Below are 26,064 nucleotides of genomic sequence, written 5' to 3'. Positions count from 1 at the left end.
GTGCCGGGCTCGCCGGCGGCCCGCTCGCGGCGGCTGTGCCGCCCGGGTCATCCGTCCGCCACCCTGCCCTCGTGGTCCAGGAGTCCCATGTTCTGCGCGCACTTCATGTAGAAGCGCGAGGCGACCGACCACTCCGTGATGCCCTGGGCGCCCAGCACCTGCATGGCGCTGCGCACGACGCGCACCAGGGCGTCCTGTTCCACCAGTTCGAAGCGCCGTACGGCGTCCTCGTCCACGTTCTGCGCGTGCTCGGCGAGTTCGTGGAGCCGCGCGCCCAGGGCGGTCAGCTCGGCGTAGCCGCGGATCAGCGGGAACATCAGGGAGTCGTGATCGACCAGGCGGCGGCCGAACTGCTCCCGGGTGACGGCGTGTTCCCACGCGGTGCGGAAGAGGCCGACGCCAAGGCCCAGGACGTAGGCCGCGTGGCGCAGCTTGCACGCGCGCTCCGGGCACGGGCCGTGCGGGGTCTGCGTGCCGCCGTCGCCCGCGAAGTGGTGCGGGGTGTAGGCGTTCTCGTACCCGAGGTAGCCCATGCCGAGGCTGATGCCGCAGCCGGCGGTGAGGCCGAGTCCGAGGCCGCCCGCCTCCTCCGGGCGTTCGACCAGGTCGAAGCCGAGGTCGGTGAGGGTCTTCGCCAGCGCCTCGCGCCGCTCGTCCGAGTGGGCGAACAGCGGCTCGGCCTTGATGCGGGCGCCCTCTGGTTCGAGGACCTCCACGACGGTGTCGACGAGGTCGCCGCCGAAGCGGTGCAGGATCTCCAGGCAGCGCCGGGAGCACTCCTCCTTGAGGTCCGCCGAGAGGGTGGACAGCATCATCTCCGACGTGCCGGCGGACAGGGTCAGTCCGGGCGACTCGGTCAGCGCCGAGAAGAGTTCCTCGTGGACCAGGTCGTCCGCGCCGGGCGCGCTGGCGAGGGTGCTCCAGCGGCGCAGCACCTCGTGTCCGACCTGCTGGCAGGTCTCGCTGGTGTACAGCTTGGCGACGGCGGTGTCGGTGGCCCTGACGTCGGCGCGCAGGAACACCTCGGTGGCCGCGCGTGCCAGGGTCGTGGCGCACTCGACCTGGCCCTCCAGCCGCCGCAGCCGCTCGGAGGGCGCGGTCGTGGTGTGCAGCGCCTTCAGCCAGCGGGCCGCCCTGACGACATGGTCGATGCCGGTGCGTTCGATGGCCAGGGCGCCGTCGAGCAGGGCCCAGCCGCGGCCCTCGTCGCCCACCCGGCGCCAGCTCTCGACCTCGACGTCGTGGAGGCGTACGCGGCACATCCGTTCGCGTTGCACCGTCTGGACGAGTTCGACGCTCACGCCGTCGGCCGCCAGGTCGATGACGAAGAGGGTGATGCCGTCGTACTTGTGCCCGTCCTGGCCGGTGCGCGCGGCCACCAGCGCCGAACCCGCGATGTCGCTGTAGATGCTGAACACCTTGACGCCGTTGAGGACATAGTTCTCGCCCCGGCGCTCCGCCCTGGTCCGCAGCGCCGCGAGGTCGCTCCCGGCGCGCGGTTCGCTGTAGAGGACGGTGGCGAACTCCTCACCGCGGGCGATGCACGGGAGCAGCTCGCGCCTGAGCCGTTCGGAGCCTGACTTCAGGACGAAGTTGCCCACGATCTGCACGGTGAGCGCGTACACCAGGTCCGGCAGCCCGGTCGAGGAGAAGCCCTCGAAGAGCTCGATGGCGCGGCGCGTCGGTGTTCCGGCGCCGCCGTACTCGCTCGGCCAGTCCGGGGTGAGCAGTCCGCGCCGGCCCAGTTCCCGGTACGCCTCGGTGATGGCGTCGGGGTCCATCCGCCGGGCCCTGATCACGAGGTCGCGCCAGTGGGGTGTGTCCACGAGCTGCTTCAGCGACGCGTGCAGAGCGGCACCGTCGGCCTCGGCCGCCGGGCCGTCCGGGTGCGGGACGGCTGCCGCCGCTGCCGGGGGCTCGTCCCGGACGGCCCGTTCGATGGCGGCGAGGTTGCCGTCGTCCCGGAGCAGGCCGTAGTGGTCGCCGGGCAGGTCCTGGAAGCGCACGCCGCCCGAAGTGACCGTGCGCCAGTCGCACTTGGCGGACTCCACGGCGCGTACGGAGACGATGTCGAGGTCTCCCGGTGTGGGCTCCCACTCGCAGATGAGCCGTCTGTTGTGCTCGAAGATCTCGAAGCGCTCGGTGAACGTCTCCAGGTCCATGTCGAGTGCGGCGGCGGCCTCCGCGCGGGTGTCCGGCGCGCTCTCGCCGTCGCGTCCGCTCAGCCTGGACACGTCGTCCACGAAGGCCCGTACCGCCTCGCCGGGTGTCCAGCGCGGGTAGACGCCGCCCGACCACGTCGAGTCGAGGAGCACCACCCTCGGGCGGCGTCCCCGGGCGGCGAGCAGGCAGGCGATCTCCCAGGCGAGGGCGCCGCCGAAGGACCAGCCGCACACCAGGTCGACCTCGGGTCCCCGGCCGGCGAAGCTCTCGACGTACCGCCGGGCCAGTTCCTGCATCGACTCGGCGGGTCCGCCGTCGGCGAGTGTCCTCGCGGAGGCTTCGAGGCCGAAGCACCGGTGGTCGCCGAGCCGGCGGACCAGCGGCTGGTAGGCCAGCAGACTGCCGCCCACCGGGTGGGCGAACAGGAGCACCTGGCCGGAGGAGTCCGGCCGGCTCAGTTCGATGAGACTCGTTGTGTCCGCCCCCGCCGATCTCGTCCGGAGATAGGCGTTCAGGCGTTCCCCTTCACGTTGCATCACGTGTTCCCTGCCCTTGTGGTCGATGTCCGGCTGCTCACTCGGCCAGGAGTCGGGAAACGTCCTCTTCGGACATCTGCTCGATGACCTTCTCGAGTTCCTCGGGGGGCAGGCCGGCCAGCCGGGCCCGTTCCACCTCCAGGGCCATGCTCCGAACGCTGGAGTCAGCGAAGAACGCGGCCAGGGAGATGTCCGTGGCGAAGATCTTCTTGATCTTGGAGACCAGCTGGGCGGCCTGCAGGCTGGTCCCGCCCAGGTCGAAGAAGCTGACGTTCTTGGCGAAGTCGGTGCGGCCGAGGATCGGGCCGAACGCCTTGGTCAGCATCTGCCGTTCGACGTCGCTGAGCTGCTCCTCGGGCTCCGGCTCGGCGGTGGCGTCGACACCGGGCAGGGCACGCTCGTCGATCTTCCCGCTGGCGTTGATCGGCAGTTCGTCCAGCACCAGGAAGGTGCTCGGCACCATCGTGGACACGAGATACCTGCGGCAGTGCTCCCGCAGCGCCGCCTCGGACACGTGGGGTGCTCCGCCGGTGGCGCAGTAGGCGACGACCCTCTTGTGGTCCTGCGCCTGCTGGACCTGGACGTACACGTTGCGGATCCCGTCGAAGGCGCGGATGACGCTCTCGATCTCGCCGATCTCTATCCGCACGCCATTTATCTTGACCTGCTTGTCGGCGCGGCCGACGTAGACGAGGCGGCCGTCGCCGTTGAGCCGCACCAGGTCACCGGTCAGATAGAGGCGCGCCTCGGGGTCGTCGCCGACGGGGTCCCGGATGAACCGCCGCCGGTTGTCCTCGTCCCGGCGCCAGTATCCGGCGGCCAGTCCGACGCCGCCGATGGCCAGCTGTCCGATGACACCCTGCGGCACCGGTGTGTTCTGCTCGTCCAGCACATACGCGACGTGGTTGTCCATCGGGGCGCCGATGGGCAGGGCGGCGGCCGACAGCGGCTCCTTCAGCTCCTCGACGATGCTGGTGACGGTGCACTCGGTGACGCCGTAGCCGTTGAAGATGCGCCGGCCCCTGCCCCAGGCCCGGACGAGTTCGTGGGAGAATGCCTCACCGCCCACGAACACGATGCGCAGGTCGTCCAGCGGGGCCGGGTCGAGCAGTTTCATGACCGACGGCGGCAGGTCGGTGACCGTGACGCGGTGCTGCTCCAGGAACCGCTGGACGCCCGACATGTCCAGGCGCATCGCGGACGGCACGAGGTGGAGCGAGGCGCCGGTGAGCAGGGCGCCGAACATCTCGAAGACCGAGACGTCGAATCCGCAGGACGCGTAGCCGAGGAACCGGTCCTGAGGTGTGAGTTCGAACAGCGTCCGGACGTTGCGTATGAACCCGAGTATGTTGTCGTGGCTGACGAGTACGCCCTTCGGGGTGCCCGTGCTGCCCGAGGTGTACATCAGGTAGGCGATCGCGTCCCCGCCCGGGGCCGTGCCGGATGTGTCCGCCGCGTCCGGGAGATCGGCCGGCAGCCGTGACTCCAGGGCGGGCGCGACCCCGGCCGTCGTCGCGTCGCAGACGACGCGCCGCGGTTCCGCGTTCTCGATGATCGCCTCGATGCGGCCCGGCGGATTCATCGCGTCGACCGGCACATACACGGCGCCCAGTGCCAGCAGCGCCAGTACGGTCGCGGGGAAGTCGGGTGACGGTGTGAGCGCGACGCCCACCCGGTCCCCGGCGCCGACACCCTGCGCGGCGAGGTGGGCGCGGATCGCCTCGGCGCGCCGCCGCAACTGACCGTAGGTCAGTTCCTCGTCGGGGGTGCTGACGGCCACGCGCTGCGTGTGTGCGTCCGCGATCTCGCAGAAATGTGTGAAGACATTTCCGGTGGGTGCCGGGACCGTGCGTCCTTGGCCGAAACGCAGTTGGGTTTCGCGGGATTCCTCGTCGTGGGCCCAGGACTGCCGCAGGCTGAGCTCGGGAAGGGAGATCGCCCTGCGCAGGATTCCGACGAAGACCCGCTGCATGGTGTCGATCGTCGCCCGGTCGAATATATCGGTGTTGTACCCGATATTGATCTCCAGATCCGGGCCGTTCTGCGTGACCGTCCAGGACTGGAAGAACTTCGCGCGCGAGGTCTCCGGTATTTTCTCGTCGGCTGTTATCCCGTCGAGCCGGAGCGGCTCCGCCCACTCGTTCATCGTCAGTGTGTACTGGAACAGGGTGGAGCGCGAGGGGTCGCGTTTGACGCCGGCGCCCGCGATGATCTCCTCCAGGGGGAGCTGCCCGTGCGCCTGGCCGTCGCGGAATCGCCGCTGAATTCCCGCGAGGCATTCCTTGAAGGTCTCGTCGGGATCGATACGGCAGCGCAGCGGAAGCATGTTGATGAAGAAGCCGACGGTTCTTTCACACTCGACTTCGGAGCGGTTCGCGGTGGGCATTCCGAAGATGACGTCCTCGGAACCCGAGTACCGGTGGAAGAGGCAGGCCATCGCCGTGGCGTAGACGGTGATCGGGGTGGTGGACAGCGACGAGGCGAGATCGTTGACCTGTGCCGCGAGCCCCGGCCAGCTGCTCTCCAGCGCGGACCCCTCGTAGGTCGCCTCGGGCGGCAGCGGGCGGTCGCCTGCAATGTCCATGACATCCACACCGCTGAGCGTGTCCGCCCAGTAGTCCGCGCTCTCCTGCCAGGCCCCCGCGCCCATGCGCTTGCGCTGCCACTCGCTGAAGTCGGCGAACTGCACGGTGGGGGGCTCGATCTTGGGGGTGGTGCCGGTTCTTCGGGCGTTGTACTCCTGTTCTAACTCCTCGAAGAAGATCGAGGTCGACACGCCGTCGAAGATGATGTGGTGGACGACGAAGCCGAAGTAGTGCAGGTCGTCACCGACGGTGACCAGGGCGGCCCGCCACAGCGGGAACCGCGTCAGGTCGAGCACGGTGTCGCCGAGTTCGGCCATGAGCCGCTCGGCCTCTTCCTCGGACTGCGCGGACTTCCGCTCGACGACGATCTCCGGGCTCTCCACAATGCCCTGGAAATACTCGTCGTTCTCCACCAGGACATAGGTGCGCAGCGCCTCATGACGCATGATGATGCTCGCGACGGAATCGGTGAGGGCGTCGACGTCGAGATCACCTTCGAGACGGAACAGGAATCCGACGTTGTAGGTCGACATTCCGGTCCGCAACCGGTCGACGAACCACAAGGTGTTCTGCGAGTACGAAAGGGGGACGTTGTTCCGGTCCTGACGGGGACGCGGCCCGTCGGTGACCCGGGAGCGTGCACGTGCCAACATGCTTGCGAGTGACTGCTTCTTTTCCGTCGCGGTACCGTCATGCACTGAACTCACACAAAGCTCCCTTGACGTCAATTGGCGATACAAAGCAGCAGTTCTGCGGTATTTCAGCAGTGCAGGCACGTGATCGTGCAACACGAGGCACGTCCGACCCCGGCGCATACCCTGCCCCACCGACACCAGGCGGTCAAGGCAGCCAGGAATGTAAGATCCTGCGATCGGACTTGTAAAAGTTCCATGGTTTACCCGGGTGATTGGGTATCGACCGGCCGGCGGCGCGGAGCGGCGCGCGACGGTTTTCAAGATCCGCCCGCGTCCGGTACTGCTTCCGCTTCCGGAACGCCTGCGCCGAGTCTTCGCTGATGCGGCCGGATCTCCGTGCGGTGGAGGGAGAATTCCGGCCGTCCGCTTCGCTCGCACCGGGCCACGGCACGGCGGGCCTCCCCCTCCGGCTCCGGTCTCGCCGTCTGCGGGCGCTCGGCGGAGCGGGCCGCAGACGGCCGCGCGCCGTGCCCCTGCTCCCCCGCCCGGCCGACACCCGCCGGCCGCCCGCCGCGGCGGTGTCCGGCGTCAGCTCGGCGGCGGACCACCGCGCCGTACCGCCGCCCGACACATCGTCAGAATTATACAGGTGTGTGTGCACACCCCGGCGCGGCCGATCACGCGGGCGTCCGGGACGAAGACACCTTGTGGTGCCGGGCGACGAGGTCGTCCCGGTGGTGGGGAACACCGGCACGTACCACCGCGACGGTGTCGACGAGCGCGGCGAAGTCCGTGAAGGGGTCCCCGTCGACCACCGTCAGCTCGGCCAGCCTGCCCGCCTCGACCGTGCCGAGGTCCGGGGCGAGACCGAAGAGACGGGCCGGGACGGTGGTGGCGGTGTGCAGGGCCTCGGCCGCGGTGAACCCGTGGGCGTGGAGACCCCGCAGCGCCAGATGGAGGGAGAGACCGACCGGCACCAGCGGCGAGTCGGTGCCCAGGGCGAGCCGGGCCCCGTGCTCGGCCAGCCGCCGGTAGTCGCCGAACTCGACGTTCAGCGCCGCGAGTTCGGCAGCGCCGGGGCGGGTGCGGGCGCGGTCGTGGACGGTGGCCGCGTCCCAGGGCGGCATGAGGACGTCCACCCGGGGATCGTCGGCGAGCGCCGGGTCGGCGCCGAGCAGGACCTGTGCGCTGAACGGCGTCATGATCAGGGCGAAGCCGCCGTCGGCGTACTGCTCGACCAGGTCCTGGTGGATGTGGCCGAGCGGGGTGGTGGCGTGGCCGTACGGCAGTCGCTGGGTGGCCTGGAGATGGGTGGTGAGATCCTGGCCGGCGGCCCGGCCCGGCGCGCACAGATGGCTGCCGCACGGCACACCCAGCCGGTGCGCCGCCTCGGCGGCCCGTGCCATGTACGTGCCCGGGGCGCGCACATAGGTCTTGACGAAGTCGACGTCCAGGGCGGCGGCCCGCGCCAGGGTGCGCCGTACCCCGCTCTCGGTGCGGTGGGCGCGGCCCATGCTGTAGGCGGTGCGCGAGCCGTCGATCAGTTCGGCGCAGGCCAGTGAGCGCGGCCCCAGGCAGGCGCCCGACGCGGTGGCCTCGCGCAGCCGGGCCGTCTCGTACAGCGGGCCGCCCATGCAGGCGGTGGTCGTGATGCCGTAGGCGAGGGCCGTCAGGTTCTGCCGGGCGCCGTAGGTGGCCTGGTAGGGGTGGGTGTGGCTGTCGAACAGGCCCGGCAGGACGGTCCACGAGGAGGCGTCGAAGGTGCGGTGGCCCGGTCGGCGCGCGCGGTGCGGTGCGACGGCGGTGATCCGGTCGCCGCGCACGAGGATGTCCACGTCGTGGCGCGGCGGCCGGCCGGTGCCGTCCCACAGCTGCCCGGCGTGGACGCGCAGCGTTTCCCGGCCGCCGGGGCCGTCGCGACGGGCTGAGGGCACGGCGGGGACGCCGGTCAGGGTGCGCGTCCGGCCCGGCATGCGGGCGTCGTCCAGGGACAGCAGACGCAGGTGCCCGCAGGACAGGTACAGGAGGGTGCGGGAGTCCGCCGCCCAGCTCGGGTGGTCGGCCGGCTCGTCGGTGAGCCTGCGGGCGGGCCCCGCCGGAGTGCCGTCGGGGGTGACCGGCAGCAGCCACAGCGCGGATTCGGCGACGAGCGCCATCCAGCGGCCGTCCGGCGACCACACGGGTCCGGCCGCGACCCGGTCGGACAGCGACTGGTGCGCGGCGGGCAGGTGGCGCCGCTCGGTGCCCGTGCGGACATCGACGACGCGGATGACGTTGTAGCCCTCGCGGAAGCGGCGGTTGAGCCGGTTGCGGTCGCAGAAGGCCACCTGGCGGCCGTCCGGCGACCAGGTGGGGGTGCCGGGCGGGCCGTCGGTGGCGAGGGGGCGGGCCACGGTCCGTTCCCCGCCCGTGGCCAGGTCGCGGACCAGCAGGTTGCCGCCGACGTCGAGGCAGGCCAGATGTGTGCCGTCCGGCGACAGGGCCGGGGACAGGCGTCCGCCGCCGGTCACGGCCTCGTCCGCCGAGCCGTCCGGGCGGATCCTGCGCACGGCCGTCAGTCCGTCGCGGTCGGTGCAGTACAGCAGGCTGCGCCCGTCGGGGGCCCAGGCCGGCATCTGCACGTACTCCGTACCGGCGGCCCGCAGCAGCTCGCGCGGCGGTTCGGCGCCGGCGCCCGGGGCCCCGGACGGCAGCAGCCACAGGGAGTTGAGGGCCGCGCACGCCACCCGGCGCCCGTCCGGGGACAGCACCGGGCGGTGCAGACCGCGCACGGGCACGGGGGCGGTGTCGGTCCGTGATGTGTCGCGCCCTACGCCGCGGCGGTGCGGGCCGGGGACCGGCATCCGGGCGGTGAACGGGATGTCGCTGACGGCCGGGCCGGTCAGGGAGCGGATCCGGATCCGGCCGTCCGCGACGTAGAGGAGGCGGTCCTCGCCGAGCCAGCACGGCGGGGCGGCGGCCAGGTCCTCGTCCGCCGCTACCACCTTTCCGTCGACCAGCAGTTCGGCCCGGGACGGCGGGAGGGAGGGCGGGCCGTCCGCGCCGGACAGCCGCAGCCAGGCGATCCGGCCGCGCGGGGACACGGCCGGGCACAGCAGACGGCCCGTGGCCGTGGTGTGCACCGGCTGGGCTGTGCCGTCCGCCAGGGAGACCCGGACCAGTGAGAGACCGCCGTCGTTCCCGCCGTCCGGTGTGTGGGCGGCGCGCACGCACACCAGGGTGCGTCCGTCCGCGGACCACACCGGGTCGTAGTCCTCGAAGGGGCCTGCCGTCACCCGGGTGAGCCGGGTGCTGCCGACATCGAGGGTCCACAGGCCGTAGGAGCCGCCGGTCACCGGGTCGCCGCCGCGCTCGGAGGAGAACGCCAGCCGGGTGCCGTCCGGCGACCACGCCGCCCCGCGGTCGTCCCACGGGCCGTCGGTGACCCGGCGCAGTCCGCCGCCGTCGGCCCGCATCGTCCACAGGTGGAAGGCGCCGCCCGCGTAGCCGCACAGGGCCACCGTCCGGCCGTCCGGCGCGAACGCGGGCCGGGTCGCCTCCACCTCCCAGCGGGTCAGCCGCTCGACCGCGCCGCCCGCCCGCGGCACGCGCCACAGCACGCCCTGCACCTCGGCGATCAGCGCGTGTCCTTCCGGGTGCGCGGTGACGGACCCTCCGGTCGTCTCGCGGTACGTCAGGACCCGCCCCGCCCCGGCCGCGGCGAACGCCCGGCCGGCGGGCGCCCCGACCGGCGAGACCGGCGCGACCGAGGCGGCCGACGCCCCCAGGAAGCGCCGCCTGGTGACGGACCCGTGCCCCGCATCCGTGCCGTGGTCCATGGCGCGTTCCTCCCGTGTCCCGATCTCACCGGCCCGACCGACCACCTGGTCAACCGGCGGCGGCCCGGAGGGTCACGGGTCCGGTCGGGTGAAGTGCCGTGGAGGCGACGTGAGGTGGTACCGCTTCGTGTTCTGTACCGGGCAGCCGGGGCGGACGTCGGTGGTCACTGCCGCACGTCCGGGCCGGGTGGCAGGCCGGCCACCTCGTCGACCAGGGGCTGGACCCGGTGGGGGACGACGGCGCTCAGGGCGATGACCGTCGTGCTGCGGCGGACGCCCGGTACGGCGAGGACATCGTCGATCACCTGCTGGACGTGCTGGTTGCTCGTGCCCGCGATGCGGCACCAGATGTCACCGGGGCCCGTCACGATGTGGGCCTCGATGATCTGCGGGACGGCCCGCAGACGGGCGGCGATGGCCTCGCGGGCCGGCTGGTCCACCTCGAAGGTGGTGAACGCCTGGACCACGTGGCCGAGGGCGGCGACGTCCACGTCCGGGCCGTAGCCGGTGACCACGCCGGAGGCGGTCAGCCGGTCGAGCCGGGCCTGCAGCGTGCCGCGTGCGACGCCGAGCCGGCGGGCGATCTCCAGCAGGCCCTCGCGGGGGCGCTCCCGCAGCAGGCGCAGCATCCGGCCGTCGAGCGGGTCGAGTCCCTGGCGTGCCATGGCGCTGTGCCTGCCGATCTGCGATCTCGGAGGCATCGTCCGGCCTCATTCTTTGTCAGATTAGCAAGAGAAAAGGGACTGCGTTGCCTATTCGGCTGTCCATGGCTCACGCTGTGGTCCCCCGGCCGAGGAGGAGCAGCAGTGAGGCAGCACACCCACCCGTTCGTCCCGTACCGGCCCGAGCGGTACGGGGAGGCCGAGATGGTCCGGCGGGGCGAGGACTTCGTGTCGTTCCTCGACCGCCGCCGCAGTGTGCGGTTCTTCAGCGACGAGCCGGTCCCGCGCGCGTGTGTCGACCTCGCCATCGCCGCGGCGAACACCGCCCCGTCCGGCGCCCACTTCCAGCCGTGGAAGTTCGCCGTGATCGGCGACGCGGGGACCAAGCACCGCATCCGGGTCGCCGCCGAGGAGGAGGAGCGGGTCAACTACGAGGGCGGGCGGATCCCGCCCGAGTGGCGTGCCGCGCTCGCGCGCCTGGAGACGGACGCGGACAAGAGCTATCTCGACGTCGTGCCGTGGATCGTCGTCTGCTTCGCCGAGAAGAGCACGGCGATGCCGGACGGTTCGCTGCGCAAGAACTACTACGTCAACGAGAGTGTGGGCATCGCGTGCGGCTTCTTCATCGCCGCCCTGCACGCCATGGGGCTGAGCACCCTGACGCACACACCCAACCCGATGGGCTTCCTCACCGAGATCTGCGAGCGGCCCGGCAACGAACGGCCCTACATCCTCTTCCCGATCGGCCGTGCCGCACCCGACTGCGAGGTCCCGGACCTGGCGCGCAAGTCGCTGGCGGAGGCGACCGCCGAGAGTCCGGGCCTGACCTGAACGGCCCTTTCCCCGGCGGCGGTCCGCCGTCCCTCGTGGTCACGCGGGATCCGGCGGGCCGCCTGGCGATGTCATGATGTGCGCCGGAGACCGACCGAGCGGGCACGGGGGCACAAGTGGCAGGCGCGGGGCCCGGCGGTCCGGGCGGCATGGCGGCGGACCGGCTCGGGGCGATGCTCGGACAGGTCCAGGACAAGGAGGCGCGGCGCGCCCTGAGACGCGTGCTGCACAAAGGCGGCGAGGCGGCCGAGGAGGACTGCCACCCCCTGTTCGTCTCCCTGGTGCGGGGCACCGGGGGCCTGACGTCCGACGCGACCGCCGCGCTGCCGGTCGTCCTCGCCCTCGCCTGCGACCCGGGCATGGGCGCCCGGGTCGCCCTGGTCGAACTGGTGGCCTGTCTGGCGAGGGCGGCGGCCGGGCCCGGACCGGTGGACGCGGGGTGGCGCGAGGCGTGGCGGTCCCAGCGGCCCCGGCTGAGGGCGCTGCTCGCGGATCCCCGACCAGAGGTGCGCAGGGAGACGCTGTCCCTCCCGGTGGGCGCCGATGCGCTGCTGGAGCGGTGGCACACGGAGACGGACCCCGCCGTGCGGCTGCCGCTGCTGCTCGCGCTGGGGACGGCCGTCGCGGGCGAGCCGGCCGGTGCCGGGGCGGTGGACCGGGTGCGGGCGGTGGTGCGGGAGGTGCTGCGGACCGGCGATCCCGTCCTGCGGGTCGCGGCCGTGCACGCCTGGGCCTCCTTCGATCCCCGGGTCCCGGTCCGTGAGCTGGACCTGCTGGTGGAGGTTCTGTCGGACGCCTCCTCGCGTCCGCTGTTCGAGGCGGTGTGGTACGCGCCGGACGTCGAAGGGGCCTTCACCCGCGAGGAGGTGGTCTCCTGGACGGCCCCGCTGTTCGAGGACGAGCCCGGTACCGCGCTCTCCTTCGTCGTACGGCTCATCGAGGCGGCACACCGGACCGGGGACGCGCCGCTGTGCCGGGCCGCGCTGGACGAGGCGTGGTGCGTGCTGGTGGTCAGGCCGTCCGCGGCACCGGCGCTGCTGCCGCTCGCGGGCGCCCTGCTCCGCGACCCCGACGACGGTGTGCGGTTCCGGGCGGCCCATCTGCTCGCGGTGCTGGGGCCCCGGTCGGCCGAGTACGCCGACGAGTTGGCCGCCCTGCTGGACGATCCGGGCGGGGCCGAGTTGCTGGAGGGCACCGTGGGCGACCATGCCCGCTGGGCCCTGACACGCATCGGTGATCCGCGCGGGCTGCAAGGTCTGGTCGAGCGGCTGTGCGCGCCGTACCAGGGCCACTACTCCCGCTCGTACGTCATGGGTGACCCCCGGCTGCCGGAGATCGAGGACGTGCTGACCCCGCTGGGGGCTCATGCGGACGCCCTGCTGCCCGCGGTGCGCGCGCAGCTTCGCGGGGACGGCGTGGACAGGGCGCCGGTCGGCCGCCTCCTGGAGGTGCTCACGGCGTGGGGCCCCGCCGCGGCACCCGCACTCCCCGAGGTGGTGGCCCTGCTGGACGACTCCCGGTGGTCGCTGTCCGCGGTCGACGTGCTGGCCGCGATGGGACCGGCCGCGTCGTCGGCCGCGGACGCCGTGCGCGGGTGTGTGGCCCTCGATCACCCGGGCAACCGGATCAAGGTGGCGTGGGCCGTCTGGCGTCTGGGCGGCGACCGGGACACGGCGCTGCGCCTGATCGGGGAGGCGCTACTGGCCGAGGAGGGCTGGGTGTACGGGCCCGTCGGCCTCGTCGGTGACTTCGGACCGGCGGCCGCGCCGTACGCCGGTCCGGTGCGTCACGCCGTGGAACACGGCCCCGACTGGCTGCGGTTGCGGGCGGCGCCGGCTCTGTGGTCGATCACCGGTGAGCGCGAGCCGAGCGTCTCCGTCCTGGAGGAGTACCTCGTCCCGCTCGCGGACGCCGACGACTCCTACGGCTGCTTCGTCGACGCGCTGCGGGCCCTCGCCGGCATCGGCACGGTGTCGCCGGGGACGCGCGACCTGCTGCGTGCGGTACGGGAGTCCGACCGGCGCCTCTCCTCGTACCGCGACTACCGGGCCTTCCTGCGCGACGAGGAGATCCGCGCGGCAATCGAGGACGTGCTCGCCCTGCCCTGATGCGCGCGTCGGTACGCCCACGCAACACGCCCGCTGTCACGGCCCCGGGGGCGCGGCCGGCCGGTCCGCGGTGACCAGCCAGGACGTGCTGAGCAACCGGACCGTGCCGTCGTCCGACTCATGGCCGCGCAGGTGGGCGGTGAGGGTGTGCCGGGCGCGGTCCCGGGCGTCCTGGTCCGCCCGCTCCATGAGGTGGCGGCCGGGGCCGGTGCCGAGCAGGAAGTCCGCCGCGTCCTCGGCTCCGTGCCCCCACGTGCCGTACGCCTGCACGTGTTCGGTGGTGATGCCGGTGTATCCGGCGGCGGTGAGGACGGCGTGGACGCGGCCGCGGTCGGCCAGCGAGAACATGCCGGGCAGCCCGGGTGTGCCGAAGTCGCCGACCGGCAGGAGGCCGCGCAGGGACGCCATCGCCGCCGTCCAGTCGTTGAGCGCGGCGTCGGCCGGGCACACGAACGCCAGGCGTCCGCCGGGTCGCAGCGCCCGGCGGACGTTGGCGAAGGCCGCGACGGGATCGGCGTAGAACATCACGCCGTAGCGGCTGATCGCCGCGTCGAACGCCCCCGGTTCGAAGGGGTGCACCTGTGCGTCGCCCCGGGTGAAGGAGACGTTCGCGACGCCCTCCTTCTCCGCGCGCGCCCGTGCCGACGCGAGCATCGGGCCGGACAGGTCGAGGCCCAGGGCGCTCCCCCGGGGCGCGCGCAGCGCGGCGAGGAGTGTGGTCTGCCCGGAGCCGCAGCCCAGGTCGAGGCTCCGGTGCGCTCCGGTGATCGCGGCGGCGTCGAGGAGCGGCTCGTCGAAGCCCTCGTTCACGGCGTTCCAGCGGTCCCGGTGGCGGGCCCAGTGGGCGCCCTCGGGACCGTTCCACGCCTTTTCCTGCTCGTTGTTGACGATGTCCGGCACAGGGCCTCCCGCTGTCGACGGCCAGTTTGGGCGTACGCCCAAACAGTATGGGCATACGCCCGTACCGGCAATGCCGACTAGGATCCCGGCAGTCGGCCCTTGCCCGGTCGGGGCCACAGGACGGGAGCGAGGCACATGTCACCGCGCGGAGTCGCGACCCCGGACGTACGCGAGCGGCTGTTCGAGGCCGCCGAGCGGGTCGTGGAGAGGGACGGTCCCGGCGCGCTCACCAGCCGGGCCGTGACCACCGAGGCGGGCTGCGCCAAGGGGCTGCTGCACACGCACTTCGCGGGGCTCGACGAGTTCGTGGCCGAGCTGTGCCTGGACCGGTTCGCGCGGACGGCCAGGAAGGCGCGCGCGCTGTCGGAGACCGTCGGGCGGGGCACGGTGGCGGGGAACCTGGAGGCCGTCGTGCTCGCGCTGTTCGACTCCGGCGGTCCCGCCCTGTCGGGGCTGGCCATGACACGGCCCGTGGCGGCGTCCCGTATCCGCGCGGCCCTGGAGGGCGGGGCCCCGGGCTTCAGCGCGATCCAGGAGGCCGTCACCGGGTGCGTCGAGGCCGAGCAGGCGCTCGGCAGGGTGGCCGGGACCGTCGACCCCGCCATGGTGGCCCTGGCCGTCGTCGGCACCGCCCACCATCTGCTGCTGACCAGCTGGCCCGGCACGCCCGACCCGCGGCCCGCCATGGCACGTCTGGTCGCCGCCCTGCTGAGGGGCTGAGTCGGCCGTGACGGGCGGGGGCGGCGACCACGGCCGCCGCCCCCGCCCGGCACGGCCGGACCGTCAGGAGTCCTCGATGGTGATGAAGGGGTCCCACCGGAAGTACCCCTTCAACTGCCGGTGCCGGTAGACGTCCAGGTTGCTCTCCGCGCGCGAACGGGCGCGACCGGGGCCGGACTCAGCCGGGCCTGACGGTGGCGAGCTGTGCGAGCAGCAGGACCAGGCGGTAGGCGGCGGCGAAGTCGTCGGCGGTGAAGGCGACGGTACGGGCGCCGGCCCCACGTGAGACACCCGGCACGAGCGCGGCCAGGTCGACCGTGGCCGGCGAGAAGAGATCCACCTCGACGTCGAGCGGTCCGGCGAGGGCCAGCGGGGCGACCTGGGCGCGCCGGGCCACGGCCTCGGCGGCCGCGCGGCGCAGCCGCTCGCGCGCCTCCTCGGGGTGCAGGGCGACGGCGGCGCTCTGGCCGAGGGACTGCTTGACCGCGACCGTGTGCGCGGAGGGGACCAGCGCCAGCAGTTCGGCGCAGGCGCTGTCGTCGCCGCTGAGCAGCGCCACCGGTACGCCGAGGTGCCCGGCCATGGCGGCGTTGAGGCCGATCTCGCCCATGGAGCGCCCGGCCACGCGCACGTCGAGGATGCCGTCGTTCATGGTGTGGGCCAGCACGGCCGGGCCGCGTCCGGCGCGGGCGTGGTAGCCGATCAGCAGCAGCGCGTCGGTGTCCTCGTCGAGCCCGCCGAGCATGCCCAGCGGGCGCGGTTTGCCGCGGACGAGGCGGGCCCGCCGGTCGAGCTGCTCCGGCAGCAGGTTGCGGAACGGCCCGTGCGCGTCGGCGACCCACACCACGGCGGCGGGCTCCGCGTCCAGCACACCGGCTATCACGCTGTTCGCCTCGGCCGTCATCGCCGCGCGACCGCGCTCGTAGTCGTAGCGGTCCGGGTTCGTCTCGGTGGGATGCACGATCCCCGAGATGCCCTCCATGTCCACAGAGATCAAGGTCTTCATGCCGCGGAGCCTATGTGCCGCGCGCTCCCCTCCGACAGGACATGCCCCGGGCTGCGACAGGACATGGCGCGGGCGCGGCACGGCGGACGCGGACCCGCGGGGCGCCGGGCCGGCCGCGCCCGCACCGGCGCGGCCGGCCCGCCGCGCGGCGGCCGGGTGTCAGGCCGTCACAGGATCTGGATGGCGACGACCTTCGGCGGGTAATTCGGGAAGGTGATGTCGTGCCAGCGTTCGATCTTCACCGAGTCGCCGTTGGCGTCGTAGTAGATCAGGTCGTTGTTGCCCGTGGAGATCCGGTCGACCCACCAGCCGCCGAAGTCGGTCTTCCCCGCGTTCGCGTAGCAGTCGACGCTCTGCCGGCCGTCGAGGTGCGACCAGATCTTCAGGAAGTTCTCGCCGCCCACGCACTGGACGTGGTCGATGGCGAAGGCGTTGCCGCCGGGCACGCCGATGGTGAACGAGGCCGCCGCGGCGAGCGCCACGGCCAGGGACCGCAGGGTCCTCTTGCCCTTCGAGATCACGGATTCTCCTTCAGGCTCACAGGGTGTGCTTCGTACGTCGCCATCCCGCCGGCTCTGTCCTCCGGGCGGGAGCGGCTGCACGGCGACGCTCCCATGCCGGAACGATTCGCCTTTTTCCGGGATTTTCCGAGTGGCCTTTGGTTTGTCCGGAAAGCGGCGTTTGCCGTGACGGTCGCGCTCCGGGACGGGGCCGGCGCGGCCCGAGGGCGCGGCAGGATGACGTGAACCGGATTCGCCGGTGTGGGTCTGCCCCGGTGGCCCCGTTGACGCCGGCGCCCACGGGAACGACGGCCTCCGCGCAGCCACCGGCTCCGTCCGCGCCGCTGCTGCATTGGCAGCACCCGGGTCACCGGGTCGGGGGAAGCCGCCGCCGACCGGCGCGCCGGGCCGCGCCGACCGACGTGACCATGGCAGCAAGGTGACACGGCGAACTCCGTGCCGTCACCGCATCCGGCAGGAGGAACAACCGATGAGTCTCACCCTCAGGCGCCTGATCGGCGTCACCGCGGCGGCGGCCACGGGAGCGGCGGCCCTGCTCGTCGCCGGGGCCGGCACCGCCGGTGCCGCCGAACGCGCCCACTGCGACCGCGCCGAACAGAACCTCTGGAGCGACGGGCCGAGCCGCGGTCTGACCGCCCACCACTGCGACATCCCGTCCGGCAGGGGCCGCTGGTACACCGTCGAGATCGACACCCTCGTACAGACCCACCGCAAGGGAGACACCCTGGACGGCGCGGTCGACCGGACCAGGACCCTGCACGACCGGACCTTCAGGTGCCTCGGCTACACGTCGGACGACGGCACGGTGAACTGGTTCGGCTGCCCGCCCTCCTGAGCGGGTGAACGCTCCGGCGCACCGGGCAGTCGCCGCTCCCCGGCGAGGCGCCGCTGTTCGAGGTAGATGCCGGTGAACACGGCGACCTTGGCGCGCAGCACCCATGGATCGAACGGTTTGCCGATGTAGTCGACCGCGCCGGCCGCATAGCCGCGGGCGGAGTGTTCGGGGTCGGTGCCCATGGCGGTGAGGAAGATGATGGGCACGTCGTGGGTGCGGGGGCGCCGTTTGATGTGGGCGGCGGTCTCGTAGCCGTCCATGTCGGGCATCTGCACGTCCATGATGATCACGGCGAAGTCGTCGTGGTCGAGGAGGGCCTTGAGGGCCTCGCGGCCGGAGGCAACGGCGACCAGTTCCTGGTCGAGGGTGGCCAGCACGGCGGTCATGGCCAGCAGGTTGTCCGGCTGGTCGTCGACGATGAGAACCCTCGGCAGGGCCTGGGGGGCCGCCGGTGCCACGGACGGCGCGGTCCACTGCGTCTGTTCGACCGCCTCCAGTTGCCGTTCCAGCAGGACGCAGCGCTGTTCGGCCTCGTCGCGCTGCCGCTGTGCCGCGCGGAGCTGGGCGGCGAGCCGGGCGGCCTCGTCCCGCAGATGATCGCGTTCGCGCAGCAGGCCGGTGAGGTCGGGATCGGCGGCGGCCAGGCGTTCGGCCCGTTCGCGTTCCGCGCTCCACTCGGCCTCCAGCTGGTTCAGCCGCACCTCCAGATCGGCGATGCGGTGCTTGCGGTCCAGCAGGGCGTCGCCCAGGGCGTCGCCGCGCGCGGTGGAGCGGCGGGAGACACGGTCGGCCTCGGCGAGCTGCTGTTCGAGCACTTCGACCGCGTGCCGGGGTGAGGTGGTGGTCTCCACGGCCGCCTGGTACAGCCTGCGCACCAGTTCGATGGCCTCCGGGGTGGCGGCGGTGCCCCGGTGTTCGGCGACATCCGTGAGCAGATCCGTCACGACCTCCCAGGGCGGGACGCGGGTGCCGCTCAGGTAGCGGGAGAAGGTACCGGCGTCGCGGATGCGGCGGGCCGCGTAGCGGCGGACCGAGACGCCCAGTCCTTCGAACAGCTCACGCAGTGCCAGAGCCAGCGCGCGCGACTGCGGTGTCAGGTCGGGCGCGAGAGGGCGCAGCTCACCCACGGACGCTCCCGCCCCTCGTCCTCGCCGACGCCTGCGGTAACAGCGCCGGTGCCGCCCACACCGGCACACGTGAACGATCCATCGAACCCGCCCTTCCTCACCCGGCCCCCGGCCGGACCCCGGCCGGGACGGCGCACCCCGGTGGGCCCGCCCCGCTACGCGTCACACAATGACGCCAGGTGGATCCGTTGCGCACGGCGATCGGTGAACCGGCAACACCTCGGGGCCCGTTGCGGGCCCGCTGCCGCTCCCCGCAACACGTCCGGCACGCAGGTCACGACCGGTCCGCCGACCGGTGTTGCGGCGACGTCGGCAACGACGGCAACACCCGTGCCACCCGCACCACTCGCCCCCACCGAGCCACCTACACCTCGGGCGGGGCTGCCGGCCCCGGCCCGGCGGCGATCAGCGCGGAGATGAGGACGGCGAGCCGGGCGCCGGGCAGGAGGGCGGTCAGGAGGCGTCGGTGTACCAGACGCCGCAGTGGTACGGCTTGCTGCCCGCGGGGTCGATGCAGACCCGGACCGCGTAGTGCCTGACCTTGGACGTGTCCCAGTTGATGACGCTGTCGGTGGTGGAGCTGTTGAACGGGCCGCACTGCTTCCAGCCGCCGTGGGACTTCACCAGGGCCGTCGAGGGGTGCTTGGGCGTCTTGGGCATCTTGTTGCGGCTGCGGTCCACCCAGGTCCGGTCGCCCCGGTGGTAGCCGCTGATGATCTGACCGTGCGTGTAGTTGCGGGTCCGGCCGTTGAGGAGCTGGACGTTCCGGCCGGCGTAGGCGTAGCTGGAACCGCCGCCGACGACTCCGTACGCATCGAGTTTGGACCCGGCGTCGCAGTTCTTGCCGGCGGCCGACGCGGTGGTGGCGGCGCCCGCGACGAGGCCGCCCGCGGCCAGGGTCAGGGCGGCGGACAAGGTGGCGGTCCGCAGAAGTGTGCGCATGGGTGTCCCTTCGTCCTGCGCGCCGCGGATCGGCGGCGCGCGGTGCGTGTTGCCGTTGCCCCGCGAGGGGCGGCACCGGCATCGTGGTCGAGGGCCTTGCGGCACGGCAAGGAGTTCACGTCCCGCTCGGCGAGAGGGATGTGACGGCCCCTCCGGCCTGCGCGGACGCGGGGCGGCGGGACCGGGGAGCGGACCTTCGGGGGTGGGGGATGCCGGACCTGGACGCGCTGCTGCGCGAGCTGAAGGAGCGCAGCGGCCTCAGCTACTAGGCACTGGCCGGCCGCTGCGGGGCCAGCGCGTCCGCCGTGCACCGGTACTGCCGGGGCCGTGTGGTGCCGGGCAGTTACGGCATGGTGGAGCGGATCGGCACGGCGTGCGGGGCGTCCCGGCAGGAACTGCACGCGCTGTACGAGGCGTGGCGGTCGGCGAGCGCGGTCACGGCCGTACGCGAAAGGCCGGTACGCGAAAGGATGATGGACGGAGGGCCGGTGGGCGAAGGGCCGGCGGGCGGCCCGTGGCCCCCGGAGGCCACTCCCGCGCGCGGAGCGCCGGTGCCGCCGTCCGCGCGGCCTGCCGGGGCACGCCACCGACCGCTCGCGGCGGCCGTCGCGATGGTCTGCCTGGTCGCCCTGCTGGCGGCGGGCAGCACGGCCCGGGGGACGGCCCGGGGACCGCGGGAGGCCCGGCACGCGCCGAAGGCCGCACAGTGGGTGCCGGGCCCGGCCTGGTCCCAGCCGCCGGCACCGGTGCCGCCCGCGTTCTTCGGGGTGACCCTGAACAGCAGCAGCGGTGCCATGCCCGGCTTCACGGTGGGCGCGGTGCGGCTCTGGGACAGCCGCACCCGCTGGTCGCTGCTGGAGCCCGCCCGGGGGCACCTCTCCTGGACGGTCCTGGACCGCCTGGTCGCCGGGGCGCGCCGGGCCGGGCTGCCGGTGCTGCTCAGCTTCGGGGGCACGCCGGGCTGGGCCTCGCCCGGCGGTCCGCGCACCCCGTACGGCGACGGCTCGCGGACCTCGCCGCCCGACCGGCCCGCGGACTGGACGGACTTCGTGCACGCCGTCGCCGCCCGCTACAGGGGCCGGATCCAGGCGTACGAACTGTGGAGCCTCGCGCCGTCACCGCACTACTGGACCGGGGGCGCGGAAGAACTGGCCCGGATGGCGCGGGGGGCGGCGGCGGTGCTCCGGCGCGACGACCCCGCGGCGACCGTGGTGTGCCCGTCGATGGCCGGGCTCCGGGAGCCGTCCGCCCAGGAGTTCCTGCTGCGGTTCGCCGCGGCGGGCGGCTACCAGGACTGCGACGCGGCCGGGGTGAAGCTCACCCAGCGGAGCCCGGCGGGTCCGCCGGAGGACTTCGTCCGGCTCCAGGAAATCATCGAACGGACCTTCCACCGGGCGGGCGTCCACCCTCCGCTGTGGAACACCGGGACGGCGTACGAGATCGCGGAGACGGCGCCGCTGAGCGAGCGGGAGGCGGTCGACCACGCGGTGCGCTTCTATCTCGTCGGGCTGTATCTGCGGTACCGGCGCAGCTACTTCTACGACTGGGGCGGCACCAGGCTGCCCGTGGTGCTCCAGACCGAGGGCGGTCCGCCGACCGCGGCGGGCCGGGCGGTGGGCGCGCTCCAGGGGTGGCTGCGCGGGGCGCGTATCGGCTCCTGCGGCTCCGGACGCGCGGACGGCCTGCCCGCGCATGTCTGGCAGTGCCGCTTCCTGCTGCCGCCGGACGCCTCGGGCCGCCCGGTGCCCGCGGTGATCCGCTGGGCCGACCGGGGCAGCGCGCCGGTGCCGACCGGTGCGGGGGCTCGCGCCGTGCGCCGCCTGGACGGGCGGACCGGGCCAGCCGGGCGGACGGTGACGGTCACCGGCGAACCGCTGATGATCACCTACCGGCCGGGCCGGGCATGACGGCCGCCACCTGTTCGCGCAGGGCGCGCACGAGGGACCGGGTGACGGGGTGGTCGCGGCGGCGCGGCACGGCGGCGCCGATGTGCCGGGCAGGGCCGGCGGGCCCACCGGCGCGGTCCGCGGCCCCGGCGGTTCCGGGGTCGGCGCGACGGCGGGGACAAGCGGGACACCCAGGCCGGCCGCGACCAGCGAGCGCGCGACGAAGTGGCCGGTGGTCGTGTTGCGCATCCCCGGGGTGGAGTCCGCCCGCTCGGCGCAACGGGTCGGACACGCCTCGGTCTTGGGACTGCCCGGCACCCGGGGTTCGTCCGCCGGGTCGGCGGGGCCGAGCGTCCGGCGGCCGGCCAGGGGGTGCGTCTCGGGGAGGACGACGCTCAGGGGTCCTCCATGGACGGAATCCGGATGCGCGCCGGTGGCGCGATGGTGTGTGATCCGGGGTATGGCGACGGAGTTGGGTACACCGGGCATCGGCGGGTTGGACGAGGTCGAGGACGCGCTGCGGCGCTGGCAGCGCGACGAGGCGCCGCTCCAGCTGCACCCGGGCGATCTGGGCTGGTACCGGCGGCGCGGCGCGCGGGCGTGCGCCGCGGCGGTCCGGACCTGGCGCAGGCGGGGGCGGGTGCTCGCCGTCGGACTGCTGGACGGCCCCGGCCTGCTGCGCCTCACGACCGCGCCGGAGGCACGGCACGACGAGGAGCTGGCGCGGAGCGTGGTCGAGGACGCGGCGCGGCCCGAGCGGGGTGTGCTGGGGGCCGGGACGGTGTACGTCGAGGCGCCCACGGGCTCGCTGGTCCAGGATCTGCTGGCCGAGCGCGGGTGGCGGGCCGACGAGTCGTGGACACCGCTGCGCCGGGACCTCGCGGAGCCGGTGGAGGACCCGGGCCTGCGGATCGAGGTGGCCGGTCCCGAGCGGGCGCGGGTGTGGGCGGCCGTGCACCGCTCGGCCTTCGAGGGGTCGGCGTTCACGGCGTCGCACTGGCACGCGATGGCGGGCGGGACGCCGTTCACCGACGCGCGGTGCCTGCTCGCCTATGACGAGCGGGACACCGCGGTGGCGGCGGTGGCGGTGTGGTCCGCCGGACCGGGACGGCCGGGGCTGCTGGAACCGATGGGCGTGCACCGGGATCACCGCCGCCGCGGCCACGGCACGGCGGTCACCCGCGCGGCGGCGGCCGCGCTCAGGCGGCTGGGCGCCTCCAGTGCCCTCGTCTGCACGCCGAGTGCCCGCACCGCCGCCGTCGCCACCTACCGGGCGGCGGGTTTCCGGCTCCTGCCCGAGCGGCGGGACCGGCGCCGGGACGCGTTGCCCGCGTCCGCGCGAGCGGACCGGCCGGATGCCTGACCGGCCGCGGCCCGCCCGTCCGGTGCGGTACTTCCCCGGGCGGGACACGGCGACGATCATGGCGGTCATGGACCGACCGAGTCAGATCATCGAGTGCGAGGGCCTCCTCCTGCGGCGCTGGCGGGCCGGGCGCGACGCCGCCCAGGCGTTCCGGCTGATCGAGGAGTCCGCGGACCATCTGCTCCCGTGGGTGCCGTGGGTCGCCGAGCACAGCGAGGAACGCACCCGGGACTTCCTGGAGAGGTCCGAGGCCAGGTGGGACAGCGGGGAGATATACAACTACGCCGTCGTGGAGGACGGCACGCCTGCCGGCATGTGCCAGAGCTACCGGGCCGAGCCCGGGGGGTGGCGGCTGGGGTACTGGCTGCATCCGGCCGCCACCGGCCGGGGCATCGCCACCCGGGCGACGGCCGCCCTGGTCGCCGAGATGTTCACGCTGCCGGACGTGGAGTACCTGGAGATACTCCACGATCTGGCCAACGCCCCCAGTGCCGCCGTCCCGCGCCGGCTGGGGTTCACCGAGGTCCGGCGTGAGCGTGCTCCCGGGCCCGTCGCCCCGCCCGGCAGCGGCGTCGACGTGGTCTGGCGCCTCGACCGGCCCCGAGAGCGGATCTGAGAGCGGATCTGAGACCGGTTCCGCGACCGGCGTCCTCAGATGGTCATCGACTCCTGGAGCCAGCGGCTGACCCGGTAGGGCAGCCACCAGGCGAGCGGGCCGACGTCGAGGACGAGTCTCTCGCCGCGGAAGTCGTCGAGGACGCCGGAGGGCAGGGTGTGCGCGGGGGCTCCGTACGCCAGGCGTTCGATGGCCTGCTCGTAGTGGGGCTCGTCGGCGGTGAAGCGGCGCAGGTCGCCCCAGCGGCGGTCGCGGATCTGCACGAAGCCGGGGCCCTTGCGCCACAGGCACTTGCACAGGTAGTGGCCGCGGCGCCAGGCGCGCAGCGCCTCGTCGGCCGCTTCGGGGCCCTCGATGCGCTGCGGGGGCTGGAGATGGCTGAGGGCCTGCCAGTCGTCGGCCGCCGCCGGTCCGGGATCGAGGCGCAGTTCCCATTCCACCAGGACGGCGCGCGCGGTCAGGTCCCGGACCAGGCTCAGCGCGGCCACCGTTGCGGCGGCCCGCCCGGGGTCGACGGTGCCCGCGAGGTCGACGGTCTCCGGCAGCCGGACGCGCCGGGCGCCGAGCTGCCACAGCCGTTCGCTCTCGTCCTCCAGCGGTCCCGGCAGGGCGAGTTCGCCGAGGGACATGCCGGGCAGTTCGCAGGCGGCGGGGTCGTGGTCGCGCCAGGCGAGGACGGCGGGCGGACTGAGGGTGGTGCTCATGCGGGGGGCTCCTCCTCGGGGATCGGGGCTCAGGGCGCGGGGCTCAGGGCGCGGGGCTCGGTCAGGCGTGGACGGGTTCGGCGGGCGAGGTCAGCGGCGCGTGGGCGTGGCGCATGAAGTCCAGCCGCAGCAGGTCCTCGTTCACGGCGGCCGGGGCGATGTGGACGTACTGTCCGCCGTCGGTGAAGACGATGCCGAGGGCCGTCCAGGAGTCGAGGAGTTCCTGCACGGCGGCCTCGTCGCGGGCGGCCCCGGGGACCTGGCGGGCGGCCTTGCGGGTGAGGGCTGCGGTGGTGTGCGGCTGGTCGAGCAGACGGAACGCGGCCCGCTCGAAGGGGTCGGTGAGTTCCCTCGTCCGCCAGTCGAAGGCGCGGCGCCGGGAGACGAGGACGATGCGGTCGCCCAGGTCGTCATGGGTGAGCCGGGCGTCGGCGTGGTGCTTCTTCCAGGCGGCCAGGGCGTCGTTGAGCGCGCCGACGGTCGGTTCGCCGATGCCGCGGGCGGGTGCCTCGAAGACGTAGGCGAGGTCGTACAGTTCGTCCTCCGGCAGGTCGTACGTGAACCGGTAGTGCTCCTCGGGCCGCAGTCCCGTGAAACCGAGTTCGGGGCGTTCGAAGTACGGGCTGAAGCGCTCGATGGCGATCCGGGCCGACAGGTCGACCGGCGGGTCGAGGTGTTCCAGCGCGGGGATCTGGGCGATCACCGGTTCGTAGTCGGCGGCGCTCTCACCGGGGAAGCCGTGCAGGTAGTTCCAGGCGACGGACAGGCCGGTCTCGGCTCCGTCGCGGAGCATCCGGACGTTCTGGCAGCCGCTCACACCCTTGTCCATCAGGTCGAGCACCCGGTGGTTGAGCGACTCGATGCCGGGCTGGACGTAGATCATGCCCGCGTCGGCGAGGGTGCGCAGTTGGGCGCGGCGCATGTTGGCCTTGATCTCGATGTGCAGCCGCAGGTCGTACTCGCTGTCGATGATCCGGGGCAGTACGGTCGTCAGGTAGCCCATGTCGAGGATGTTGTCGACGACGTACATGTCCAGCACCCGGTGGCGGCGGGCCAGATCGATGATCTCCTCGTAGAAGGTGTCGGGGCTCTTCGAACGGAACTGCATGAACGAGCCGTTGAGGCCGCAGAAGGTGCAGTGGTGCTTCTCGCCCCACCAGCAGCCGCGGGCGCCCTCGACGACCAGCTTGGGCTCGACCCAGTTGCGGGCGGCGGAGGACGCGAGCCGTTCGAAGTAGCCGCTGTAGTCGGGCGGCAGGATCGCGGCGGGCGGCAGCGGACGGGTGGCCATGGGGTTGGCCACGCTCTCGCCGCCGGGGCCGCGGTGGCACAGACCGGGCACGTCGGCGAGGTCCGTGCCGTCGGCGAGCGCGGTGAGCAGCTGCGGGAAGGCGGCCTCGCCCTCGCCGCGCACGACGTGGTCGACGAAGGGGAAGTTGCGGTGCACGGCGGCGCCCTGCGCGCCGTCGCAGTTGGCCCCGCCCATCACGGTGACCAGGTGCGGGGCGAGCTGCTTGACGCGGCGGGCGGCGGCGAGCGCGGCGGTGTTCTGCTGGAAGGTGGAGGTGAAGCCGACGACGTCGGGGGCGTGGGCGACGATCCGCCGGGCGATCTCGTCGACGAACTCGGGGACCACACGGTGCAGTTCGCGGGTCATCTCCATCCGCTGCTTCTTGAGCTTGCCGCGCATGACCTCGGTGAACTCCTTCTCGCGCCAGCCCGGGTCGTCGTAGAGGGCGGAGGAGAACACCCAGTCGCCGCAGCCCATGAAGTAGGACGAGAGGGAGTAGTACTCGTAGTCGTCGCCGGTGAACTCGGTCCGGGCGGTGATCCAGTCGACGAATTCGAGGTTGGCGTGCAGGACTTCGGCTCGGGCGCCGGGCACGCGCTCGTCCACGCTGCGTTTGAGTATTCCCAGTGCGAGGGACGGCAGGTCGATGGGCGACCAGGGCATGTTGACCAGCAGGACACGCATGTCGGCTCCTCGGGGGTGAGGTGCCGGCCGGCCCGGCGGCGCGCCGCCGGGCCGGCCGGGCGGGGTCAGTCCTCTTCCGCGTCCTCGGCGTTGCGGAACGGAATGGTGACGGTGATGCCGATGCCCGGCTT

19 protein-coding genes are annotated in these 26,064 nt (G+C 73.2%); 8 read left to right on the top strand and 11 right to left on the bottom strand.

The genetic code is table 11. From position 1 onward, the window contains the following. Nucleotides 1-47: 47 nt before the first annotated feature. From A8713_RS31040 to A8713_RS31025, 4 genes are all read right to left on the bottom strand, one after another. On the bottom strand, nucleotides 48-2,699 hold the full coding sequence (locus A8713_RS31040; protein WP_079159206.1) for an acyl-CoA dehydrogenase family protein: 2,652 nt from the start codon (nucleotides 2,697-2,699) through the stop codon (nucleotides 48-50). A 37-nt stretch (nucleotides 2,700-2,736) separates the two neighbouring features. Further along, a complete protein-coding gene (locus A8713_RS31035) occupies nucleotides 2,737-5,937 on the bottom strand; it encodes a non-ribosomal peptide synthetase (protein WP_159393137.1) in 3,201 nt (1,066 codons plus the stop codon). A 659-nt stretch (nucleotides 5,938-6,596) separates the two neighbouring features. Next, nucleotides 6,597-9,737 (bottom strand): amidohydrolase family protein, encoded by a 3,141-nt coding sequence (locus A8713_RS31030; RefSeq protein WP_064537032.1) that lies wholly within the window; start codon nucleotides 9,735-9,737, stop codon nucleotides 6,597-6,599. A 164-nt stretch (nucleotides 9,738-9,901) separates the two neighbouring features. Further along, nucleotides 9,902-10,402, bottom strand: coding sequence for an Lrp/AsnC family transcriptional regulator (locus A8713_RS31025; RefSeq protein ID WP_064537031.1), 501 nt, complete (start codon nucleotides 10,400-10,402; stop codon nucleotides 9,902-9,904). A gap of 141 nt (nucleotides 10,403-10,543) precedes the next feature. Here A8713_RS31025 and A8713_RS31020 point away from each other — a divergent pair, with 141 nt between their 5' ends. Together A8713_RS31020 and A8713_RS31015 are read left to right on the top strand one after the other, a co-directional pair. Then, complete coding sequence (locus A8713_RS31020; RefSeq protein ID WP_064537030.1) at nucleotides 10,544-11,230, top strand: nitroreductase family protein; 687 nt, start codon at nucleotides 10,544-10,546, stop codon at nucleotides 11,228-11,230. Between the two features lie 116 nt (nucleotides 11,231-11,346). Then, nucleotides 11,347-13,338, top strand: coding sequence for a hypothetical protein (locus tag A8713_RS31015; protein WP_159393136.1), 1,992 nt, complete (start codon nucleotides 11,347-11,349; stop codon nucleotides 13,336-13,338). A 36-nt stretch (nucleotides 13,339-13,374) separates the two neighbouring features. On the opposite strand, the gene A8713_RS31010 is transcribed toward A8713_RS31015, so the two are convergent. Beyond that, nucleotides 13,375-14,238 carry a class I SAM-dependent methyltransferase gene (locus A8713_RS31010; RefSeq protein WP_064537028.1) on the bottom strand — a complete coding sequence of 288 codons (864 nt, stop codon included), beginning with the start codon at nucleotides 14,236-14,238 and terminating at the stop codon, nucleotides 13,375-13,377. Nucleotides 14,239-14,373: 135 nt separating this feature from the next. On the opposite strand from A8713_RS31010, the gene A8713_RS31005 reads away from it, so the two are divergent. Beyond that, nucleotides 14,374-14,958, top strand: a complete 585-nt coding sequence (locus tag A8713_RS31005; protein WP_064537027.1) for a TetR/AcrR family transcriptional regulator — start codon at nucleotides 14,374-14,376, stop codon at nucleotides 14,956-14,958. A 178-nt stretch (nucleotides 14,959-15,136) separates the two neighbouring features. Here A8713_RS31005 and A8713_RS31000 read toward each other — a convergent pair whose 3' ends face one another. Then, nucleotides 15,137-15,964, bottom strand: coding sequence for a M55 family metallopeptidase (locus A8713_RS31000; RefSeq protein WP_064537026.1), 828 nt, complete (start codon nucleotides 15,962-15,964; stop codon nucleotides 15,137-15,139). 167 nt (nucleotides 15,965-16,131) lie between these two features. Then, nucleotides 16,132-16,485, bottom strand: a complete 354-nt coding sequence (locus A8713_RS30995; RefSeq protein WP_064537025.1) for a beta/gamma crystallin domain-containing protein — start codon at nucleotides 16,483-16,485, stop codon at nucleotides 16,132-16,134. A gap of 469 nt (nucleotides 16,486-16,954) precedes the next feature. Here A8713_RS30995 and A8713_RS30990 point away from each other — a divergent pair, with 469 nt between their 5' ends. Next, the gene (locus tag A8713_RS30990; protein WP_064537024.1) at nucleotides 16,955-17,320 is read left to right on the top strand and encodes a hypothetical protein; all 366 of its coding nucleotides are present in this window, start codon (nucleotides 16,955-16,957) and stop codon (nucleotides 17,318-17,320) included. Here the strand turns inward: A8713_RS30990 and A8713_RS30985 are convergent. Next, nucleotides 17,269-18,447, bottom strand: coding sequence for a response regulator (locus A8713_RS30985; RefSeq protein WP_064537023.1), 1,179 nt, complete (start codon nucleotides 18,445-18,447; stop codon nucleotides 17,269-17,271). The genes A8713_RS30990 and A8713_RS30985 overlap by 52 nt on opposite strands. 453 nt (nucleotides 18,448-18,900) lie before the next feature. Then, on the bottom strand, nucleotides 18,901-19,389 hold the full coding sequence (locus A8713_RS33405) for a hypothetical protein (RefSeq protein ID WP_064537022.1): 489 nt from the start codon (nucleotides 19,387-19,389) through the stop codon (nucleotides 18,901-18,903). 140 nt (nucleotides 19,390-19,529) lie between these two features. Here A8713_RS33405 and A8713_RS34695 point away from each other — a divergent pair, with 140 nt between their 5' ends. The 4 genes from A8713_RS34695 to A8713_RS30960 all read left to right on the top strand — a co-directional run bounded on the left by A8713_RS34695 (nucleotide 19,530) and on the right by A8713_RS30960 (nucleotide 23,254). Next, on the top strand, nucleotides 19,530-19,658 hold the full coding sequence (locus A8713_RS34695) for a hypothetical protein (protein WP_257784423.1): 129 nt from the start codon (nucleotides 19,530-19,532) through the stop codon (nucleotides 19,656-19,658). 3 nt (nucleotides 19,659-19,661) lie between these two features. After that, nucleotides 19,662-21,296, top strand: a complete 1,635-nt coding sequence (locus A8713_RS32810; RefSeq protein WP_335743774.1) for a helix-turn-helix domain-containing protein — start codon at nucleotides 19,662-19,664, stop codon at nucleotides 21,294-21,296. Nucleotides 21,297-21,735: 439 nt separating this feature from the next. Further along, a complete protein-coding gene (locus A8713_RS30965) occupies nucleotides 21,736-22,638 on the top strand; it encodes a GNAT family N-acetyltransferase (protein WP_064537834.1) in 903 nt (300 codons plus the stop codon). A gap of 67 nt (nucleotides 22,639-22,705) precedes the next feature. Next, nucleotides 22,706-23,254, top strand: coding sequence for a GNAT family N-acetyltransferase (locus tag A8713_RS30960; protein ID WP_064537833.1), 549 nt, complete (start codon nucleotides 22,706-22,708; stop codon nucleotides 23,252-23,254). Nucleotides 23,255-23,289: 35 nt separating this feature from the next. Here the strand turns inward: A8713_RS30960 and A8713_RS30955 are convergent, their stop codons facing one another. Both A8713_RS30955 and A8713_RS30950 read right to left on the bottom strand, forming a co-directional pair. Then, nucleotides 23,290-23,958, bottom strand: coding sequence for a DUF5825 family protein (locus tag A8713_RS30955; protein ID WP_064537019.1), 669 nt, complete (start codon nucleotides 23,956-23,958; stop codon nucleotides 23,290-23,292). Nucleotides 23,959-24,019: 61 nt separating this feature from the next. Continuing rightward, on the bottom strand, nucleotides 24,020-25,933 hold the full coding sequence (locus A8713_RS30950; protein WP_064537018.1) for a RiPP maturation radical SAM C-methyltransferase: 1,914 nt from the start codon (nucleotides 25,931-25,933) through the stop codon (nucleotides 24,020-24,022). Between the last annotated feature and the right edge of the window lie 131 nt (nucleotides 25,934-26,064).

The organism is Streptomyces sp. SAT1 (assembly GCF_001654495.1).
Classification (GTDB): Bacteria; Actinomycetota; Actinomycetes; order Streptomycetales; family Streptomycetaceae; genus Streptomyces; species Streptomyces andamanensis.
This window is presented reverse-complemented; position numbering and strand designations above follow the sequence as displayed.

Bases quoted from the DNA above. Each gene is read 5' to 3' on its own strand.
- A8713_RS31040 (WP_079159206.1), bottom strand. From the start codon at position 2,699: ATGCAACGTGAAGGGGAACGCCTGAACGCCTATCTCCGGACGAGATCG.
- A8713_RS31035 (WP_159393137.1), bottom strand. From the start codon at position 5,937: ATGTTGGCACGTGCACGCTCCCGGGTCACCGACGGGCCGCGTCCCCGT.
- A8713_RS31030 (WP_064537032.1), bottom strand. From the start codon at position 9,737: ATGGACCACGGCACGGATGCGGGGCACGGGTCCGTCACCAGGCGGCGC.
- A8713_RS31025 (WP_064537031.1), bottom strand. From the start codon at position 10,402: ATGGCACGCCAGGGACTCGACCCGCTCGACGGCCGGATGCTGCGCCTG.
- A8713_RS31005 (WP_064537027.1), top strand. From the start codon at position 14,374: ATGTCACCGCGCGGAGTCGCGACCCCGGACGTACGCGAGCGGCTGTTC.
- A8713_RS31000 (WP_064537026.1), bottom strand. From the start codon at position 15,964: ATGAAGACCTTGATCTCTGTGGACATGGAGGGCATCTCGGGGATCGTG.
- A8713_RS30990 (WP_064537024.1), top strand. From the start codon at position 16,955: ATGAGTCTCACCCTCAGGCGCCTGATCGGCGTCACCGCGGCGGCGGCC.
- A8713_RS33405 (WP_064537022.1), bottom strand. From the start codon at position 19,389: ATGCGCACACTTCTGCGGACCGCCACCTTGTCCGCCGCCCTGACCCTG.
- A8713_RS30965 (WP_064537834.1), top strand. From the start codon at position 21,736: ATGGCGACGGAGTTGGGTACACCGGGCATCGGCGGGTTGGACGAGGTC.
- A8713_RS30960 (WP_064537833.1), top strand. From the start codon at position 22,706: ATGGACCGACCGAGTCAGATCATCGAGTGCGAGGGCCTCCTCCTGCGG.
- A8713_RS30955 (WP_064537019.1), bottom strand. From the start codon at position 23,958: ATGAGCACCACCCTCAGTCCGCCCGCCGTCCTCGCCTGGCGCGACCAC.
- A8713_RS30950 (WP_064537018.1), bottom strand. From the start codon at position 25,933: ATGCGTGTCCTGCTGGTCAACATGCCCTGGTCGCCCATCGACCTGCCG.